Origin of the sequence: Brucella pseudogrignonensis (assembly GCF_031454375.1) — a bacterium.
Lineage (GTDB): Bacteria > Pseudomonadota > Alphaproteobacteria > Rhizobiales > Rhizobiaceae > Brucella > Brucella pseudogrignonensis_A.
Genome location: NZ_JAVDQT010000001.1, coordinates 1,333,292 through 1,351,383, shown reverse-complemented (window position 1 = coordinate 1,351,383; position 18,092 = coordinate 1,333,292). Strand labels below are relative to the sequence as shown.

The window sequence follows — 18,092 nt, the reverse complement described above, 5'->3', positions numbered from 1 at the left end:
CCAGAGGCAGATTATGACGATAGTGAGCGAGAGCCAGTTCAGCGGTGTCACGATGGGCATCGATTTTGGCACGACAAACACTGTTCTGTCGCTGGCTTCCCCCGATGGTTCGACGGCAGTTCTGAGCGTGCCGAAAGATGGCGTTGATGTCACCGGCTATCGCTCGATTCTCTGCTTCTGGCAGGATCGCGAAACCGGCGAGCGCATATCGGAAAGCGGCCCATGGGCGATGGATGCCTTTGTGAATGCGCCGCATTCGACCCGTATGCTGCAATCGTTCAAAACCTTCGCAGCGCAGAAATCCTTCACCGACACCCCGGTTTATGGCAAACGCTTCAAGTTCGAGGATATTCTCGAGACATTCCTGCAATCGGTCGCAGCACGCCTTGGTGATCGTCTGCCGCCAAAGGGCAATCGTGTGGTCATTGGTCGCCCGGTCATTTTTGCTGGCGCGACGCCCGATGAGGCGCTGGCTATGGAGCGCTATGAAAAGGCATTTCGCGCTTTTGGTTTTACGGATATTCATTATGTCTATGAACCAGTTGCTGCGGCTTATTTCTACGCACAGGAACTGAAGGCTGAATCGACTGTTCTGGTCGCCGACTTTGGCGGCGGTACGAGCGACTTTTCGATTGTGCGCTTTGAGGTTGGCGCAGATGGCTTAAGCTTCACACCGCTTAGCCAGACGGGTCTCGGCATCGCTGGCGATACCTTCGATTATCGTATCATCGACAATGCCGTGTCGCCGCTGCTTGGCAAAAACGGCGAATACAAATCTTTTGGCAAGCGTCTGCCGATCCCGCGCCATTATTATGCGAACTTCGCACGCTGGAACACGCTGTTCTTGATGAACTCGCCAGCCACTATTCGCGCGCTGACTGATCTCGCCAAGAATGCTGTCGATCCAGAACCACTGGAGCATTTTATCAATCTGATCGAGAATGATTACGGCTATGAGGTGTATCGCGCTGTTTCAAACCTCAAGGTGCGTTTGTCATCAGAGCGTGCAGCCGAACTGCACTTCAAGGCGGACGATTTCGAGATTCGCTCTGACGTAACCCGCAATGATTTCGACAACTGGATTGCCGAAGACGTGGCCAATATTGAACGTTCGGTCGAGCAGGCCGTTGAAAATGCTGGACTGACATTTGATGGCATCGATCGCGTGTTCCTGACGGGCGGCACGTCTTTCGTACCCGCCATTCGCACGGCGTTCGAAAAGCGCTTCCCGGACGCGATGGTTACAAGCTCTAACCAGTTTGATTCGATTGCCAATGGTCTGGCGCTGATTGGCCAGAGCGCAGACATTGAACGCTGGGCGGTGAAGGCAGCTTAAGGTGTGATGGTGATGGGGGTGCCGTTTGGCACCTTCGACCAGATTTCTCGCATTTCAGCATTGGTTACACCAATGCAACCATCGGTCCAGTCCCAGAGATGATGCACGGGCGCAAGCAGGCCCCAGCCATTTGGCAGGCCGTGGATCATGATGTTGCCGCCGGGTGAGTAGCCAGCGGCATCGGCGGCATTCTGGTCGTCCGTATTTGGATAGGAAACATGCAGACTCAGATGTGCCATTGAGCGTGGATTGCGCCAGTCGATGACGTAACTGCCTTCCGGCGTTTTCTGATCACCCTCGCGAGCCTTGTGCCCGCCATCGCCATTGCCGCCAAGCGCAATGCGATAGGTGCCGATGACCTCATCGCCGCGAAGCAAGGTCATCCGGCGCTCACTTTTATAGACTTTGATACTATCGGCTTGCTGTTCAGCAGGCGCTGCCTGCGGCGGCTCCCCAGAGCCAATCCGCGCCATGACTTTGGTATAGCCAAACAGAGCAACAGCGATAATAACGACGGCGAAAAGCACTTTTTTGATCATATTGCCCGCTTATTTCTGCTCTGTGGCTTGTTGAAGGCAGTTGTTCCAGATGTGCTGTGAAAGCACAAGTGTGGATGCTTTTCATTGTGATGAAGAGCAGGGGTGGCTAAGTTATTTGAAATCACTCAAATACGGAGCCAAGTCCGCTTATGTCGATGGTTGCTGAAAAAACATCGGAACGATTCTCCGAAAACTTACGCCAGAGTGCCGAACCGTTCTGGTCGCAGGCTGTTCATCACCGTTTGGTGCAGGAAATCTATCGCGGCTCTGTACCGGCTGAAGTGATGAAGCGCTATCTCGTACAGGATCATCGCTTTATTGATTGTTTCCTTTCGCTTCTCGGCGGCGTGCTCATAAATTGCGACACTATGGAAGCGAAGTTAACATTTGGTCGCTTCATCGGCATGATCAGCAATGATGAAAATTCATATTTCGAGCGCGCTTTCACCAGCCTGAATGTAAGCGATGCTGAGCGTTACGACGCACCGGATGCACAACCAACTGCGGCGTTTAAGGCTTTGATGCTCGAGGCCGCAACATCTGGCTCATATGCTGCATGTCTCTCTGTTTTGACGGTTGCGGAATGGCTTTATCTGGATTGGGCGCAAAAGGCTCCGAAGGAATTTCCTGAAAGCTTCGTTTTTTCAGAGTGGATTGTGTTGCACGACAATCCATATTTCTCTGAATTTGTCGGATTTCTGCGCTCAGAACTCGATCGGGTTGGGCCTGACGCCGGCACGCAGTCCCGCAGCTTCTTTCAGCGGGCAGTCGAGCTTGAGAAAGCATTCTTTGATGCGGCCTATGCGTAGGTCTCTCTAGTCTCGCAAACAATCGGCGATGCTTGTTTCACAAACGGGCGTCTCGGCGCGGCTCTCTGGGGTGTCGCGCCAGTGCTTATAGGTGATCCAGAACTCGACATCTTTATAGGCGTAGGTTTTGGCTTTCTGTCCGTTGCGGCTTTTATTGAGAGCCTCCGGTGTGATCACCATATGCTGGGTAAGCCGTTTGAACACCCATGGCTTGTTGCCCTTTTTATGCTCGAACGCTTCCAGATGAAAATAAGGATCATTGTGCGCGCTATCGGGTTGCTGATGAACCACTGCCCACCGTGTGAGTTTTGGCGTATCACTCAAAATAAGAGTGTGTGGGGCGTTGCCAGCGTAAAGATTTGACAATGAGAAAGGGAGAAGCATCAACCCTGCCGCCAGTGCTTGAATGATCTTTTTGCTAAACATTATAAATACCCTAAAAATTTTATCTGCTTCATTGGATGTTGCCTTCATACATTAGCTATTGTGACGGCTAAAAAAGCAAATAAAAACAAACCTCCTGAAACGATGTTAATTCAAAATTAATCAATATTTTCAAAGGGTAAACAAAGTCCCGTTAACGTTCCATCAAGGTTAATAAGCCATTATCGCACATAGTTAAGTAATCGTTGCGAGTGGAGTTTGCGGTGCGTTTTGGTTCCATACGAGCGCTGTTTGGCCGGTCAAAGGCCGCTGCCGAGCCGGTATGGCACTATCCGGTGAAGGGCTATTGCCCGGAGGATGGTCGCTATTACGCCGTGCGCGCCAAGCCACGTCATGTCGTGCGCAAACCACATCGTTTGGTGCCGCTTGTGCTGGCTGCCATTACCTATCTCTTCAATTCTAATGCGATTGCTTTTCAGGATATGGCGAGCCTTGTGCCAGCCGCCGATATTGCCGGTCATCGCTGGACGGCTTTTGTTGCAAAAGCGCCGGTTGGCTCGCTGCACCAGGCAGAAATGCCTTTTGTCGATGCGACGACCGTAACGGGTAGTATTTCGGCGACGGGTATCGAAGTGCCGGGCATTGGACGTGTCGCGCTTTCAGGTGGCCAGAAGACCGCCAAGCTTGGCGTCGATGATCCCAATCCTGATGAAAACCGCATTAATCGCGCTGACAAGACGGGTCGTCTTGTCTCTGTGAAGCCGAAAGCGCCAGCACGGTCGTTTAATGCCGGTAGCATGTTTGAGAAAATCAGCATGATCACGGCACCGCGCGAAAAGATCGATGCGCGTATGGCTTTCTCCAAGTCCAGTGTTGAGGGCAAGGAGGTTGAGATCGCGATGGCGTTTCATGCGGTCAAACCACCAAAACCCAAGCCGGATATGCCGGTGCAACTGGCAAAGCTCATCAACAATGATCAGCCCGACGTTCTCGCGTTGGGCTATGCGCCGTCTAAGCCTGATTACGGCAAAACATCTCCCTTCGAGAGCATCCTGACACCGGAAGCTGACAGTGGCCGTTTCGTGCCACCGATCAGCGATCAGGACCACGCCTGGGCAGCAACACCGCTACCAGCAGAATCATTCGGCTCGAAAGAGCAGAAGTGCCTTGCCGAAGCAGTTTACTATGAAGCGCGCGGCGAAAATGTTAAAGGGCAGGTGGCTGTCGCACAGGTCGTTCTGAACCGTGTACGCAATCCAGCCTATCCTGGCACGATTTGCGGCGTTGTTTATCAGAACCAGAATTGGCTCAATGCTTGCCAGTTTTCCTTTGCCTGTGACGGTCAGAAGCATCGCGTCACCGAGATGCCGCAATGGCGTCTGGCGCAGCAGGTAGCAAAGACCGTAACCGACGGCCGCATCTGGCTGCCGGAAGTTGGTTCTTCAACACATTATCACGCAACCTATGTCAGCCCGTTCTGGGCACCGACCATGAAGAAAATGACCAAGATCGGTCTTCATGTGTTTTACCGGACCTATGGCGGCGGCTGGAGCTGATAGGGTTCCGTGTCGAAGCGATCACTTTCGGACACATTTATTTGTCCGAAACCGCGCTTGAAACGCGTGCACAATGATGAATCTATGTGCTGACCTTCGCCCAATTCGATTCCAATTTGTGGACCGAAATGCTGACCGATCTGCCACTTTGAGCGGAAAATGAGTCGCACTAATGGCTAAGTTATTGTCTTTTCACGAGAAAAAACCTTTTGGAGCAAGTGCTTCATTGCCTTGACTAGCGTGCGGTGTGTCAATATGTTGCGCGCAACTTGGAAATGGGCTTTTAACGCCCGCATTTCTTGCAAAAAGGAGCTGCCAATGACGAGCGGCACTGAGCCGGGAAAAACACCCGGTGAGCGCAAGAATGAGGACGCAAAAACTGTTTCCGGGGGGTTGGATCAGCGTTTGAATCGCCTTGAGGTCGAATTGGCCAAAAAAGGTTTGCTCAAACCGCCAGCTTCCGAGGATGAGCGATCAGAAACATCCAGTTCTGTCGCGCAAGCCATGAAACTCTCCAGTGAATTTATCGCTGGTATTATCGTTGGCGCGCTGATTGGTTGGGCTCTTGATCGCTACGCAGGGACTTCGCCGTGGGGGTTAATCATCTTTCTCCTTCTCGGCTTCGGTGCTGGCACCCTCAACGTGCTCCGTTCCGCAGGTTATGTCGCCGATCAAGGCAACATTAAGTCTAGCGTGGAAAAGAGCGATAAGGAATAAGTCTTCGCGGACATCACGAAAATGTTCGCGTATAGACCTTTAAGACAAGCGAGCCTTTGGTTCGTAACGAAAACGCCCCAAGCGGACCTTTGGTCCGTGACTGAAACGCCCTAGGGCAGGAACGACAGACGAGGTTAAGTTGGCCAACGATCCGATCCATCAGTTCCAGGTTTCCCGGTTGATTCCTATCGACGTCGGTGGTTTGGACCTGTCGTTTACCAATGTTTCGGCCTTTATGGTCGCAACTGTGGTTCTTGCGTCAGGCTTTCTTTATTTCACGTCTTCAAGCCGTGGTCTGATTCCAAGCCGCCTTCAGTCGGTTTCTGAAATGGCTTATGAGTTTGTTGCATCGAGCCTGAGAGATTCAGCCGGTTCAAAGGGTATGAAGTTCTTCCCCTTTGTGTTCTCGCTGTTCATGTTCATTCTGGTTGCAAACTTTATCGGTCTGTTCCCTTATTTCTACACAGTCACCAGCCAGATCATTGTAACATTTGCGCTGTCGCTGCTCGTTATCGGAACGGTCATCATTTACGGTTTCTACAAGCATGGCATTGGCTTCCTGAAGCTTTTCGTGCCAAGCGGCGTACCGGGCATCATTGTACCGCTGGTTGTTGCCATTGAAATCATTTCCTTCCTTTCGCGCCCAATCAGCCTTTCAGTTCGTCTTTTCGCGAACATGCTGGCAGGTCACATCACACTCAAGGTTTTCGCAGGCTTCGTTGTCTCGCTGAGCTCGCTTGGTGCACTGGGTGTTGGCGGCGCTATTCTGCCTCTGATCATGACGGTCGCGATCACCGCGCTTGAGTTCCTGGTTGCATTCCTCCAGGCCTACGTCTTCACCGTTCTTACCTGCATGTACATCAACGACGCAGTACATCCTGGTCACTAAAAGCATGTTGCGGAAAAGTGGTTTACTGGTTTTCCGAAAACAACATGCGTAATGAAAAGATTTAAAGCGCTTTGCATCAAATTATAAGTAATGCGCTTTGAGGTTCTCGCCGGCGGGTTTCCGCCAGAACAGAAATCCGCACTAATTTGCAATCCAGAAGGAGCTTTAACATGGAAGCGGAAGCAGCAAAGTACATCGGCGCCGGTCTCGCCTGTTTCGGTATGGCCGGTACGGCTCTCGGCCTCGGCAACATTTTCGGTAGCTATCTCTCGGGCGCTCTGCGTAACCCATCCGCTGCTGACAGCCAGTTTGGCCGTCTGGTATTCGGTTTCGCTGTGACGGAAGCTCTGGGCATCTTCTCGCTGCTCATCGCGCTTCTGCTCCTCTTCGCTGTTTAATAAACAGTCGCAAGAAACTGGCCTGCCGCGATCTGTATCTTGAAATGCAGCGCGGCTGGCCTTTGCATATGAAGTCTGAGTGAGCGTATTCCGTTTTTCCCGGCTCTTCTGCCCGGAAAAGAATATGCTGGATTAAAGGGGAAATCTGGATGTTCGTGTCCACGGCGTTTGCCCAAACCGCCACCGAATCGCAACCGGCACCAGCTGCTGGCGAGCACGGCGCAGCCGATGCTGTGCACACCGAAACCGGGGTCGCGCACGATGCCGGACACGGCAGCGGCGTATTCCCGCCGTTTGATTCCACCCATTATGCATCGCAGCTTCTGTGGCTGGCGATCTCTTTCGGTCTTTTCTATCTGTTCCTGTCGCGCGTGGTTCTGCCGCGTATTGGCGGCGTGATCGAAAACCGTCGTGATCGTATCGCACAGGATCTCGAGCAGGCTGCACGCCTCAAGCAGGATGCAGACAACGCGATTGCTGCTTACGAGCAGGAACTGGCTTCTGCCCGCACCAAGGCCGCTTCGATTGCTGAAGCTGCTCGTGAAAAGGGCAAAGGCGAAGCTGATGCCGAACGTGCTGCTGCTGAAGCTGCACTTGAAGGCAAGCTTGCTGAAGCTGAAGAACGTATCGCCGCAATCAAGGCCAAGGCCATGAGCGATGTCGGTACGATCGCTGAAGAAACCACGTCTGCGATTGTTGAACAGCTTCTGGGAACTAAGGCCGACAAGGCTGACGTTGCCGCAGCCGTTAAAACCGCAAACGCCTGAGGAGACGAAAATGGATTCAACATTTTGGGCATTTATTGCTCTTCTTCTCTTCATCGCACTGATTGTTTACCTGAAGGTTCCAGGCGTGATCGGTCGCTCGCTCGATGAGCGCGCCGAAAATATTAAGAAGGAACTCGAAGAAGCCCGTACCCTGCGCGAAGAAGCCCAGCAGCTTCTTGCTGAATATCATCGCAAGCGTAAGGAAGCGGAAAAAGAAGCTGGCGACATCGTCGCTGCTGCAGAGCGCGAAGCAAAGGCTCTTCTCGAAGACGCCAAGCAGGCGACAGAAGACTATGTTGTTCGTCGCAACAAGCTTGCTGAGCAGAAGATTGCAACCGCTGAAACTGATGCAATCAATGCAGTGCGCGCTTCAGCTGTTGATCTGGCTATCGCCGCTGCTGGCAAAATCGTTGCCGACAAGGTCGATGCCAAGGTTGCAGGCACCCTGTTCAAGGATGCACTCGGTCAGGTTAAGACTAACCTGAACTAAGTTCAGTCTTTTTAGAGTTTTGAAAACGCCGCCTCAAAAGGGCGGCGTTTTTGTTGTTTCTGTCATTTCTTTTTAATAAGAGAATATTGCTTCAATGCGTCGGGATACGCGTTTGACATCTGTCGAGAAATTTTGGCGGTCTTTATCGATGCGGTCCAGAAGGCCAGTGGTCTTCTTGCGGCTGTAAATAAAAATGGAATGCACTCTGGGCGCACAACGCGTTTGAAGATGCAGTTTATGGCGCGGGGCCTGACTTGCTTATCCTTGACGACCGTATCTGGTCTGATTTCTCATGTACGACACGACCGGGTATAATCTTCTTGATTGGCCTGGGCTCTTTGGCTCTCGTAATCTTGATGGCGCTGCTAAAGGAAAAGCTGCTGGCCCGTCATTTTCCCGCCCAGCAAGATATTGCGCCACAACCCATATGGGTTGGCTCGAAGATAGCTTATTGGTCTGTTGGATGTGTGGTTGCTCTGGTTTTCGCCGCAGCGGCGGTAATTGTTTCGCTCGCTCCAAACGTGACGTATCTCATGACAGATGGGCGATTTCTCATTGAAAAGGGCTGTTTTCAACTGCGACCGTACGAGACGAGGATTGATCTTGCGAATGCCAATGTCGTTCATCAGTACAATGCACGAAGGAAAGCGCTGCGCGGCACACTTCTATTCACGCAGGATGAGAAGAAGATCAGCATCAATCTCAATACGGTTTATAAGGATGCAATTCTGGCACAGATAGCACCCAATGCCATGCGTGCGTTTGCACGGAGACAAGAGGCAGAGGGCAGTCGGCTTCATCCATCTGTGCGCGCGTTGCTGAACGATCGAGCAACAAGTTTCTAGGTCTTAATTCGCTATGGGAATGTGCGCCCTTTGATAGGCGCAAATGTATAGCGATGAATGCCCGCAATTGGCCCCGCTGTCTCGATAGCATTGCGATGCTTGAGTGTTCCGTAACCGGCATGAACCTCAAAGCCGTAGGATGGGTGCAAGGCACCGGTGCGCATCATCATGCGGTCTCGTGTGACCTTCGCCACGATGGATGCAGCGGCAATAGAAATCGAGCGCTGATCGCCTTTTACCAATGCCGAGCCGGGGCAAGATAGGCCCGGGGGAACATCGCGTCCGTCGATCAATGCGTGATCGGGGCTAAGTGTTAGTCCCATAAGAGAGCGGCGCATGGCTTCAAGGGCCGCTTTGCGAATGTCGCTGGCATCAATACTGCGCGCACTCAGGCTTGCAACGGAAACGCTCACTGCTTTGGCCAAAATAACATCATAAAGCGCATCGCGCTTCGCTGCCTTCAGCCGCTTGGAGTCATCCAGTCCCTCTGGCAGATCGTGGGGATCAAGTACAACAGTGGCCGCAACAACAGGACCTGCGAGCGGTCCACGGCCAGCCTCATCAATGCCAGCAATATGTTTTATCCCCCGGGCCAGATATTTCGTCTCTTCCGAGAAGTCTGGAGCAAGCGGAATTTCAAAGAGGAGCGGAGAATCAGAACTTAAGCGTTTCATTTGGCGGAAATGTTCGCATTGCTTCTGATTCTCCGCAAGGTCCCTGCCGAGGATATTGGCGTAAAAGCAGGGGCCTTCTGTCCGAAAAAATCAGACGGGGATGGAACGCACAACTGACAACTCATGCACACTTGAACTTTAGCGTATCGTCTGAACCAGAACGCTGATGTATCGCGCTCTGATATCCAGAATTTAGAAAAGCGAAAGCTGCTTTCCGCCTTTTTCGACGGGTTCAAACAGGTCTGTACGCAAGGGAATGCGCTTTGAATTGAAGCCGAGCTTACGTGCGCTAATTTCGAAGCGGCGCCCGATTTGCCAAGCATAAGGGCCAGTACCGCGCATACGCTTGCCCCATTCCGCATCATAATCCTTGCCGTCGCGCATGGAGCGTACAAGCGACATCACATGGCGATAACGGTCGGGATAATTGCGCAGTAGCCAATCCTTGAACAAAGGTGCGACTTCAAGCGGCAGGCGCAGCAATACATAGCCTGCTTCACGCGCACCTTGTGCGTAAGCTGCATCCAGAATGCGTTCAATCTCATGATCATTGATGCCGGGAATAATTGGCCCCATCATCACACTGGTTGGAATGCCAGCCTCGGTGAGTTTACGAATGGCTTGCAGACGCAGTGTCGGCGTTGATGCACGCGGCTCCATGGTGCGTGCAAGCGTGGCGTCTACGGTTGTGACCGACAGGGCGACCTTAGCCAGACCTTTTTCTGCCATACGGCTCAGAATATCGATGTCACGCACGACCAAAGCTGATTTGGTAACAATGCCAACCGGATGGTTGGCTGCTTCCAGCACTTCAAGAATTTCGCGCATGATGCGCCATTTTTTTTCGATTGGCTGATAGGGATCAGTGTTGGTGCCGATAGCAATGGTCTTCGGTTGATAGCCCGGCTTCGCCAGCTCGCGCTCAAGCAGACGCGGAGCATCAGGCTTGGCAAACAGCTTCGCTTCAAAATCAAGGCCAGCAGACAAGCCCATATAGCTGTGTGTCGGACGTGCGAAGCAATAGATGCAACCATGTTCGCAACCGCGATAAGGATTGATCGAACGGTCGAAACTGATGTCGGGTGAATCGTTGCGCGTGATAATCGTGCGTGGCTTTTCAACCTGCACGTCAGTCTTGAAAGCAGGCAAATCTTCGAGCGTTTCCCAGCCGTCATCAAATTCATGGCGCGTGGTGGGTTCAAAGCGTCCGGTCGGATTGATGCCAGCGCCGCGTCCGCGTCTGCGGGAGTGATCAATACGCAGGCCAGCTTCACTGACAAGCGCATTGGCGTGATCTGCACGTCCTGCTCCGAATGCTGCCTGATCTGCCTGCTGGATGATTTCCATAACCGACTCTTTCGTTTTCTATACTCATCCTATCGCAGAGAATAGAACAAAGCAAGAACACAAAATCTTGAGCCGATAGAATAAAACACCGACGTGATCGTTCACGCCGGTGTCTGGGGTCTTATATTAGTAGCGTGGCTGCTTCTTTGGCGGATGGCCCTGGTTATGGCCAGGCTTACCCGGGCCGCCGGGACCACCCGGACGGACCTCATGCGGTTTGCCTGGGCCGCCCGGACGACCGGGACGGTTTGCATGCGGCCTATCAGGACGACCCGGACGATGTGTTGCCGGAGGCTTGCCGGGACGGTGCGGGCCATTGTTCCAATGCGGCGGCCGTGGCGGTGGCGGACGATGCCAGCCGTGTTTGTTGGAGCTGAGAATTGCCGCTGCTATCAGCGGGATCCCGATGGCAACTGCCGCAGTTCCAAAATTATTGGAGTTTCTGGCCGATCCCTGTGAGAAGGCCAGATAATTGGACGACGCCCATCCGAGGCGACCGCCGTAATCGACCTGACACCAGTTATAGCCAGTTGTGCAGCCAAGCACGTCAATGCCTGCACCATTTGGAATTGCACCAATGACCGGATAGTTCGTACCCGGACCCGTGCGCACGTTCAGATTGGTTGTCGCTATAGCATTCGCAGCCTGTGCAACAGGTGCTGCAAGCATTGCCGTTGCCAGAACAATCGATGTAAGAGCTACCCGCATCAGCTCACTCCGCAAAATATAGGGTTCATAACAGAATCGACTAAATCACTTTGCTTGCTGATTTCATATGTTATTTTTAGCTTATAATTAATATTAAAGAACAGAATGAATATTCGTGTTGCACTGCTTTAGAAGGCTACCAACTGTGATATAGAAAATAATGCTTTCTGTTCTGCTCGTCACAAATAATTCTGAAAAAGCTTTGGCACATACACTGGCCGGGCTGGTGCCTGCCGTTGTCGATGGGCTTTTGCGACGTGTCGTCGTTGTCGATCAAGGCTCGACAGATGATACTAAGCTCGTAGCAGAAGGTGCGGGTTGCGCGCTTTATGATGAAGAAAATTTATCTGAGGCATTTCGGGATTTGCGAACGCATTGGCTGCTTATTTTGCAGCCTGGAGCGACATTGCAGGATGAATGGATAGATGCGGTTGGCCGTCATTTGGCGGCGAGCAATTCTGCGGCGCGTTTTACATTGCCACAAGAGGCGCGCTTCGGACTGCTAGGAAAGTTATTTACCCGCAAGCCATCTTTAGATGCGGGATTGCTTGTGAAGGTCGATAAGCTCAAGCCATTGCCGTCGCGTTTGGACGAGCTTGAAGATTTGCCGCGTCAGTTGAAGCCTGTGCGATTATCGCCAGTTATTACACTTCCAAATACAACAAAAGGCGGAGCCTGACTGGCTTCGCCTTTTTGTGCAGTCCTACCGGCGGGTGCCGATATTAGTTCTGGTAGCTTGAAGGCGATGCGTCGCCAAAGCGATGAGCTGAGCCATCCTGATAGGTCTTCTGGCCAATCGAAGCGGTAGCGGTGTTATCAACCTGCTGCGAAGCAACTGGTGTACGGTCGTTGGCATAAAGATCAGCAGGAGTGCCAACATTTGGGTTTTCAGCGAAAGCTGCACCGGCGCTAAGGGCAACGGCTACGGCAGCGAGAGCAAACTTCTTCATTTTTCTATTCCTTTTTATAATCGCCCTTTGGATGGCATCAGTGCTTACGGGGCACCGGAGTGGCAGCAATGCCATCCACCGGGGAGATAACTGGGATTGCCTTTTGGATAAGTCCGTCAGGCGGGATTGTTCATTAATTCAGAGTTAGTTCTGGAAGCTCGAAGGCGATGCGTCGCCAAAACGATGAGCGGAACCGTCCATGACCGAAGCTTTGCCGATCGAAGCAGTTGCAGTGCGATCAATCTGCTGTGCAGCAACTGGAGTGCGGTCATTGGCATAGAGATCAGCAGGGGTGCCAACATTTGGGTTTTCAGCGAAAGCAGCGCCAGCGCTCAGAACAACAGCAACAGTAGCTAGAACAAACTTTTTCATTTTCTATCTCCTTGGTTTGTGTGAAGCGGCGATGTGTTCGTCGTTTCGATGACTAAGAGATAGGCCTTTCAATCGGCTGCGCATAGCCAGCGTTTGGTTCACGCATTGTATTCTAATTGGTAGACAATGAACCCTTGAAGCCAGAGGATTGTTCTATGGGCAGCTATTTATTCAAGTATATGTGAACAGTATGAGGCGGGAAAGTGGCTGTTTTCGTTACTGTGCAGACGGCGCGGTATGGCTTGAAGCCACAAACCAGTCAGGCTTATGCGCAAGGATATGCAATGCGGCGGTATCTGCGCTCTGTTGGTTTTTAAAGACAGCAAAGCAAGTCGCGCCTGATCCAGACATTTGCGCAAAAAGCGCACCACTTGCGCGCAAGAGAGCAAGCTTGTCGTTGATGTGCGGGGCAATGGAGAGCGCTGCGGGCAGAAGGTCGTTGCGCGTCGAGCCGAGATAGGCGCAGATGTTTTCGACGCTGCTGTGAGCAGGGGCGGGAAGGGGTGCATTGTCTCGCTTTGTCAACGCACGGAAGACATCAGGCGTTGCAATGGCCGTCCCGTCATTGACAAGCAGCATAGGCAGCGATGGCATTTGAGGGGCTGCGGTCAGTTGCTCGCCAATGCCACGCGCAATAAGTGGCGCACCATAAGCTGCACCATGCAGGCACATCGGCAAATCAGCGCCCAGCTTCAGACCAAGTTCGGCCAGCGTGTTGTGGTTAAGGCCAAGCTGCCAGATTTCATTGAGTGCGAGAAGCGTCGCCGCCGCATCACTTGAGCCGCCGCCGATGCCGGATGCAACTGGCAGGTTCTTTTCAAGATGAATGGAAACGGGTGAAAGTTTGCGACCCTTATGCGCTCTTAAAGCGTCGCGTGCTTTGATAACCAGATTGCGGCTATCAAGCGGGATGCCCTCAGAAAAACGTCCGTCAATGGTGAAATTGTCTTCGCTGGCTTCCTGAACGGTGACGCGATCGCCGAAATTGGCAAAAACCACCAGCATGTCGAGCAGGTGATAACCGTCGTCTCTGCGCCCCGTCACATGGAGCGCGAGATTAATCTTGGCCGGAGCAGTGTAGCGAACCGTTTGCGCGGCCTGAGCTGTATTATGCATTTTAAAGGTAAGTCAGGCCTAGTCTTTTTTGACGTAATATTCGCCGGTCTTCGGGTCTTGAACCAGAGTGCCATGCGCACGGTTCTGCGCTTCTTTTTCTGCCCGACGCACGCGCTGGGTCACGCGGACCGCTTCGCGCTTGAACGAACGATAGCCGTACCAAGCGGCAGCGAGTATCAGCAGCAGAAAGATAAGCTGGGGCATGGCCTCTAATCCTTTAGCATCATGCTTTCCAAAAATCGTAATCGATTTTTGGAAAGCATGATGCGTGTTTCAAATAATTAGAGCGACCTTTATTCGTCCAAAGGACGAATGGCGCTCTATCTTAAACCTGACCCCGAAATGCCTTTTCGGGATCACGCAGGGAAACTTCGTTGCAGGAAGCATAACACTAATTTGTAGGATTATGCATCATATCATGGTGAAATGGTGAATTTCAAAGACCATATCGCGCCCAAAGCGCTTTTTCTTCAGCAACAGAGAGAAGACCGTCACCGAGATTAGCAGCAATCGATGCCGGATCCATGCCGCCAAGCGCGATTTCGACGCCGGGGGCTTTGCGCCCGAGCAGTCCGCGCTTTGGTTCGATGAGCTTGAGCTTTACCTTGTCGCCATAGGTCTTGCGCAGGAAGCTGCGCATATCACCAAGCCCATCAACGAGACCGAGTTCTTTGCCCTTGGTGCCTGTCCAGAACATGCCGGTAAACAGGTCGTCGTTGTCTGCCAGCTTGCTGCCACGACGCTCTTTGACCATGTCGATAAAGGTCGCATGAATTTCAAGCTGAAGCGACTTGAGGCGCTCAATATCGGCTTCTTTTTCCGGCTGAAAAGGATCAAGCACGGCTTTGTTCTGGCCAGCAGTGTAAACGCGGCGCTCGACGCCGATTTTCTTGAGCAGTTCCGGGAAGCCGAACGAGGCTGAAACAACGCCGATGGAGCCGACAATTGATGACGGATCGGCAATGATTTCATCGCCAGCGAGTGCGATCATGTAGCCGCCCGATGCGGCTGCATCTTCAACAAACACGAAAACACGTTTCTGATGCTCGTCCGCTAGGTCGCGAATGCGACGATAGATCAGGCGTGACTGCACGGGCGATCCGCCGGGCGAATTGATCGAAATGGCAACGGCTGGCGTTTCTTTGTCGCCAAAGGCTTTTTCCAGCACGCCGGAAGCGCTTGCGAGCGAAAGCGATGGGCGCAGCGAGGAGCCGCCGCTCATGATTGCGCCATGCAGACGCACAACAGGAATCTCAATTTCTTTTTTGCGAAAACGGCGCGGAATGAAACGGCACAAAATCCCGGACAAATTAAACTCCAACTTGAAAAAATCACGTTGCAGCGAATGTAGGAAGCAATTTTGCAAACACAAAGAGAAATGCCCGGAATTTCGTTCCGGGCATTGAATATTCGTTATTTTTTTGGCTTTGCCAGCATTCGGAGCAGGACATAACCGCATATTGCGGATAGCGCAGACCCAGTAAGCACACCGATTTTTGTCTCGGCCTGCAACAATTCTGAGGGGTAAGACAGAAGCCCGATGAAGATGCTCATGGTGAAGCCGATGCCGCACAGGATTGCAACGCCATAAAGCTGTGCCCAGCTTGCGCCCATCGGCCTTTGTGCAAAACCGGCTTTAATCGCCAGCCATGCAGCACCGAATACGCCTATCTGTTTGCCCACAAACAGGCCGAGCATGATGCCAAGCGGCAATGTGTCGAAAATGATGGTTGGTGTCATGCCGGTAAAGGAAATGCCCGCATTGGCAAAGCCGAATACCGGAACAATGAAGAAAGCGACAGGCTTCGCCAGTGCGTGTTCCAGCGTATGCAGCGGCGAGCTCATATCGTCTGGCTTGGCCTTTGCAGGCTTGAGCGGGATCATGAGTGCAGCAACGACACCTGCGACGGTAGCATGAACGCCGGAATTAAATACCAAAAACCACAACAGGGCTGCGCCGATAAGATAAGGCAGCAGGCGGGAAACGCCCATGCGGTTCATCGCAAACAGAACGGCTGCGGTTGCGAAGGCTGCACCCAAATAAGGCATGGAGATTTCGGCAGTGTAGAAAATCGCGATGATGATAACGGCTGCGAGGTCATCAAGGATTGCAAGCGTTGCCAGAAAGACTTTGAGGCTCGACGGCACGCGCGATCCAAGCAGCGATAAAACACCAAGCGCAAAAGCGATGTCGGTGGCGGAAGGCACGGCCCAGCCGCGCACTTTTTCCGGGTCCCCATAATTGAACGCTACAAAAATCAGAGCAGGTACGATAACGCCACCGGCAGCGGCAATTCCCGGTAGGATGCGATTGGGCCAGCTGGCAAGCTGACCATCGAGAAACTCTCGTTTGATCTCAAGGCCAACGAGAAAGAAGAACACGGCCATCAGCGCATCATTGATCCAGTGCGACAGGCTGAGCGGACCAATATAAAAATGCAGGGCGTCAAAATAGGTTTTGGAGAAAGGCGAATTGGCAACAATCAGCGCCAGCGCCGCCGCAGCCATAAGTACAATGCCGCCTGCGGATTCGCTGTCCAGAAATCGGCGCATGATGGAAACGGGGCGAGCTGGCTGCGGATTTGTTGTCATTCTTCTTCTTTTCAGGTTTTTACCGGAGCGCCGACTTCATAGAGCATGAGGTTGCGATCCGTTATGCCGAGTTTGGGCCATTCAGAGCGCCAGTCCCCTATGTGGTCAGACAGGAAGTGTTTGTCCAGTGAAACCCGATCACGCCAGAGCTCTTTCACATGAATGAGGCTCGCATCAAGTATATCCTGAGAATAAGTATAATCGATGCAGCCATCTTCTGCGCGGCTTGCTTCGATCATTTTCTGCATAACTGGTCGCGCTTCATCAAGTTTTTCGGCAGGCAGGCGAATGGTTCCAATGATCAGAAGCATGTCTTCAGTTTTCCAGATTATAGTGTTAGCTGATTTTTGCGAGCCACGGGATCAGCGCTTTGGCTTCCCGCATGGCCTCGCTTGGGTCATTGTAAAGGCCTGAGGCGTAAGTCGTGCCCCAATAAATATAGGGGCCGAGTTCCGGCACTTCATCGAGAAGCTCTCTTGTTTCCTCAAAGGAATAAAGTCCATTGCCATGATCAAACAGTTCGAACCGGGCCTTTGCGTCGGCGCGATCCATCGCTTGCAAACATTTTTTCACGAGCTTTTCCTAAAGCAACGATGTTTGGCCATTGCTGATCGCTGTGGCGCGTTGCGTAAACTCATTGCCCGCATCACCGTGCAGAACGAGTGCCGGCATCAGTGAAAGACCAGCTCGGCTGCCGCGAATGCCGGTGATTACAATGCGGATTGCTGCTGCATCAGGGCGCGGCAGGATTGGAATGATTTTCAATCCGCCAAAACGCCGGTCCAACGCTTCTAATATCGGCGCAAGCGAAGCAGGGCGCGCGATAATGGAAACGCCGCCGCCGGGGCGGAGCAGAGCCGATGCCGTGCGCAGCCATTGGTCAAACATGCCTTCCGGCATGACATGTGCTTCGGCTTTCACGGGATCGGGCGTTGCACGGTCGCTCGCTTCGTTAAACGGCGGGTTCATGATGACGTAATCGAAGCTGTTATCGATCAGTCCCGCTTCCGCGCGCGCTTTGCCGGTGAGCGCAACATCGGCTTCCAGAATATCAATGCGAGCACGCAAGGTAGCATTCAGCGGATGGTTCACGCTTTTGTGCGCAAAGCTGAGCATAAAGCCGGAGCGTTCGATAAGTGTTACGCGTGCATCTTTGCAACGCGCTGCTACAGCGAGACCGGCAGCGCCAGCACCGCTGCCAAGATCGGCGAGACGACCTTTGAAGTCATTCGGCACACTGCTTGCAAGAATCATCGCATCTACGCCAGAGCGATGTCCCTTCATCGCAGGCTGCACGAGATGAAATGCACCGCGATGAAACACATCCACTGTTTCTTCTATTGGCTCAGGCACTCTATTTGCCATTGTCTTTGAGTTCATGTTCCAGACCGGCATCAATCAAGTAGCGTCTGGCTTCATCCAACCTGTCTTCTTCCACCAGAAAGCGCCTCGGTATTATACCGAGCGAACCTTCAAGAATGCTCATATTGGTATCAGCGATGAAATAGACGATGCCTGCTTCTTTCATCAGCGCTTCAGCAACTGACAGCAAAACGGAATCATTTGTGCGCATAAGTTCGATCATTTCGACACTGTGTATTCA

General features: G+C 52.5%; 25 protein-coding genes. 10 read left to right on the top strand and 15 right to left on the bottom strand.

Translation table 11 applies throughout. The annotated features are described in order from the left end of the window. Positions 1-13: 13 nt before the first annotated feature. Entirely contained in the window at positions 14-1,336 is a 1,323-nt protein-coding gene (locus tag J2782_RS06855; protein WP_310010852.1) for an Hsp70 family protein, read from the top strand. Here J2782_RS06855 and J2782_RS06850 read toward each other — a convergent pair. After that, on the bottom strand, positions 1,333-1,875 hold the full coding sequence (locus J2782_RS06850; protein ID WP_310010851.1) for a L,D-transpeptidase family protein: 543 nt from the start codon (positions 1,873-1,875) through the stop codon (positions 1,333-1,335). The two genes, J2782_RS06855 and J2782_RS06850, sit on opposite strands and share 4 nt — an antisense overlap. A 149-nt stretch (positions 1,876-2,024) precedes the next feature. Here J2782_RS06850 and J2782_RS06845 point away from each other — a divergent pair, with 149 nt between their 5' ends. Next, positions 2,025-2,684 carry a TenA family protein gene (locus J2782_RS06845; RefSeq protein WP_310010850.1) on the top strand — a complete coding sequence of 220 codons (660 nt, stop codon included), beginning with the start codon at positions 2,025-2,027 and terminating at the stop codon, positions 2,682-2,684. Positions 2,685-2,690: 6 nt separating this feature from the next. On the opposite strand, the gene J2782_RS06840 is transcribed toward J2782_RS06845, so the two are convergent. Continuing rightward, the gene (locus J2782_RS06840) at positions 2,691-3,110 is read right to left on the bottom strand and encodes a DUF5086 family protein (protein ID WP_310010849.1); all 420 of its coding nucleotides are present in this window, start codon (positions 3,108-3,110) and stop codon (positions 2,691-2,693) included. Positions 3,111-3,331: 221 nt separating this feature from the next. On the opposite strand from J2782_RS06840, the gene J2782_RS06835 reads away from it, so the two are divergent. The 7 genes from J2782_RS06835 to J2782_RS06805 all read left to right on the top strand — a co-directional run bounded on the left by J2782_RS06835 (position 3,332) and on the right by J2782_RS06805 (position 8,730). Then, entirely contained in the window at positions 3,332-4,624 is a 1,293-nt protein-coding gene (locus J2782_RS06835; protein WP_310010848.1) for a cell wall hydrolase, read from the top strand. Positions 4,625-4,942: 318 nt separating this feature from the next. Continuing rightward, positions 4,943-5,341 (top strand): AtpZ/AtpI family protein, encoded by a 399-nt coding sequence (locus tag J2782_RS06830; protein ID WP_310010847.1) that lies wholly within the window; start codon positions 4,943-4,945, stop codon positions 5,339-5,341. 139 nt (positions 5,342-5,480) lie between these two features. After that, on the top strand, positions 5,481-6,230 hold the full coding sequence (locus J2782_RS06825; protein ID WP_095446113.1) for a F0F1 ATP synthase subunit A: 750 nt from the start codon (positions 5,481-5,483) through the stop codon (positions 6,228-6,230). Between the two features lie 170 nt (positions 6,231-6,400). Further along, complete coding sequence (locus J2782_RS06820; protein ID WP_007632966.1) at positions 6,401-6,628, top strand: F0F1 ATP synthase subunit C; 228 nt, start codon at positions 6,401-6,403, stop codon at positions 6,626-6,628. A 149-nt stretch (positions 6,629-6,777) separates the two neighbouring features. Then, positions 6,778-7,395, top strand: a complete 618-nt coding sequence (locus tag J2782_RS06815; protein ID WP_310010846.1) for a F0F1 ATP synthase subunit B — start codon at positions 6,778-6,780, stop codon at positions 7,393-7,395. Positions 7,396-7,405: 10 nt separating this feature from the next. Continuing rightward, positions 7,406-7,885: a F0F1 ATP synthase subunit B gene (locus J2782_RS06810; protein WP_310010845.1), complete on the top strand. Its 480-nt coding sequence runs from the start codon at positions 7,406-7,408 to the stop codon at positions 7,883-7,885. 254 nt (positions 7,886-8,139) lie between these two features. Further along, on the top strand, positions 8,140-8,730 hold the full coding sequence (locus tag J2782_RS06805; protein WP_310010844.1) for a hypothetical protein: 591 nt from the start codon (positions 8,140-8,142) through the stop codon (positions 8,728-8,730). 11 nt (positions 8,731-8,741) lie between these two features. Here J2782_RS06805 and J2782_RS06800 read toward each other — a convergent pair whose 3' ends face one another. The 3 genes from J2782_RS06800 to J2782_RS06790 all read right to left on the bottom strand — a co-directional run bounded on the left by J2782_RS06800 (position 8,742) and on the right by J2782_RS06790 (position 11,459). Next, positions 8,742-9,404: a ribonuclease HII gene (locus tag J2782_RS06800; protein ID WP_310010843.1), complete on the bottom strand. Its 663-nt coding sequence runs from the start codon at positions 9,402-9,404 to the stop codon at positions 8,742-8,744. Between the two features lie 192 nt (positions 9,405-9,596). Then, positions 9,597-10,751, bottom strand: coding sequence for a PA0069 family radical SAM protein (locus tag J2782_RS06795; protein ID WP_260525652.1), 1,155 nt, complete (start codon positions 10,749-10,751; stop codon positions 9,597-9,599). A gap of 126 nt (positions 10,752-10,877) precedes the next feature. Further along, a complete protein-coding gene (locus J2782_RS06790) occupies positions 10,878-11,459 on the bottom strand; it encodes an SH3 domain-containing protein (RefSeq protein WP_310010842.1) in 582 nt (193 codons plus the stop codon). 160 nt (positions 11,460-11,619) lie between these two features. Between J2782_RS06790 and J2782_RS06785 the strand changes: the two genes are divergently transcribed. Next, positions 11,620-12,138 (top strand): glycosyltransferase family protein, encoded by a 519-nt coding sequence (locus tag J2782_RS06785; RefSeq protein WP_310010841.1) that lies wholly within the window; start codon positions 11,620-11,622, stop codon positions 12,136-12,138. Positions 12,139-12,181: 43 nt separating this feature from the next. Here the strand turns inward: J2782_RS06785 and J2782_RS06780 are convergent, their stop codons facing one another. From J2782_RS06780 to J2782_RS06735, 10 genes are all read right to left on the bottom strand, one after another. Then, the gene (locus tag J2782_RS06780) at positions 12,182-12,409 is read right to left on the bottom strand and encodes a hypothetical protein (protein WP_310010840.1); all 228 of its coding nucleotides are present in this window, start codon (positions 12,407-12,409) and stop codon (positions 12,182-12,184) included. Between the two features lie 144 nt (positions 12,410-12,553). Next, entirely contained in the window at positions 12,554-12,781 is a 228-nt protein-coding gene (locus tag J2782_RS06775) for a hypothetical protein (RefSeq protein WP_310010838.1), read from the bottom strand. Positions 12,782-12,997: 216 nt separating this feature from the next. After that, a complete protein-coding gene (locus J2782_RS06770; protein WP_310010837.1) occupies positions 12,998-13,897 on the bottom strand; it encodes a 4-(cytidine 5'-diphospho)-2-C-methyl-D-erythritol kinase in 900 nt (299 codons plus the stop codon). Between the two features lie 18 nt (positions 13,898-13,915). Beyond that, the gene (locus J2782_RS06765; RefSeq protein WP_007873680.1) at positions 13,916-14,101 is read right to left on the bottom strand and encodes a hypothetical protein; all 186 of its coding nucleotides are present in this window, start codon (positions 14,099-14,101) and stop codon (positions 13,916-13,918) included. Positions 14,102-14,333: 232 nt separating this feature from the next. Next, entirely contained in the window at positions 14,334-15,206 is an 873-nt protein-coding gene (locus J2782_RS06760) for a S49 family peptidase (protein WP_310010836.1), read from the bottom strand. Positions 15,207-15,310: 104 nt separating this feature from the next. Next, the gene (gene nhaA, locus J2782_RS06755) at positions 15,311-16,489 is read right to left on the bottom strand and encodes a Na+/H+ antiporter NhaA (protein ID WP_310010834.1); all 1,179 of its coding nucleotides are present in this window, start codon (positions 16,487-16,489) and stop codon (positions 15,311-15,313) included. Positions 16,490-16,500: 11 nt separating this feature from the next. Continuing rightward, entirely contained in the window at positions 16,501-16,800 is a 300-nt protein-coding gene (locus tag J2782_RS06750; RefSeq protein WP_310010833.1) for a putative quinol monooxygenase, read from the bottom strand. 25 nt (positions 16,801-16,825) lie between these two features. Beyond that, positions 16,826-17,062 (bottom strand): hypothetical protein, encoded by a 237-nt coding sequence (locus J2782_RS06745; protein WP_310010832.1) that lies wholly within the window; start codon positions 17,060-17,062, stop codon positions 16,826-16,828. A gap of 9 nt (positions 17,063-17,071) precedes the next feature. After that, positions 17,072-17,854, bottom strand: coding sequence for a tRNA1(Val) (adenine(37)-N6)-methyltransferase (locus J2782_RS06740; RefSeq protein WP_310010830.1), 783 nt, complete (start codon positions 17,852-17,854; stop codon positions 17,072-17,074). Beyond that, the gene (locus J2782_RS06735; RefSeq protein ID WP_310010829.1) at positions 17,844-18,074 is read right to left on the bottom strand and encodes a putative signal transducing protein; all 231 of its coding nucleotides are present in this window, start codon (positions 18,072-18,074) and stop codon (positions 17,844-17,846) included. Before J2782_RS06735 ends, J2782_RS06740 begins: the two co-directional genes overlap by 11 nt. Positions 18,075-18,092 lie beyond the last annotated feature (18 nt).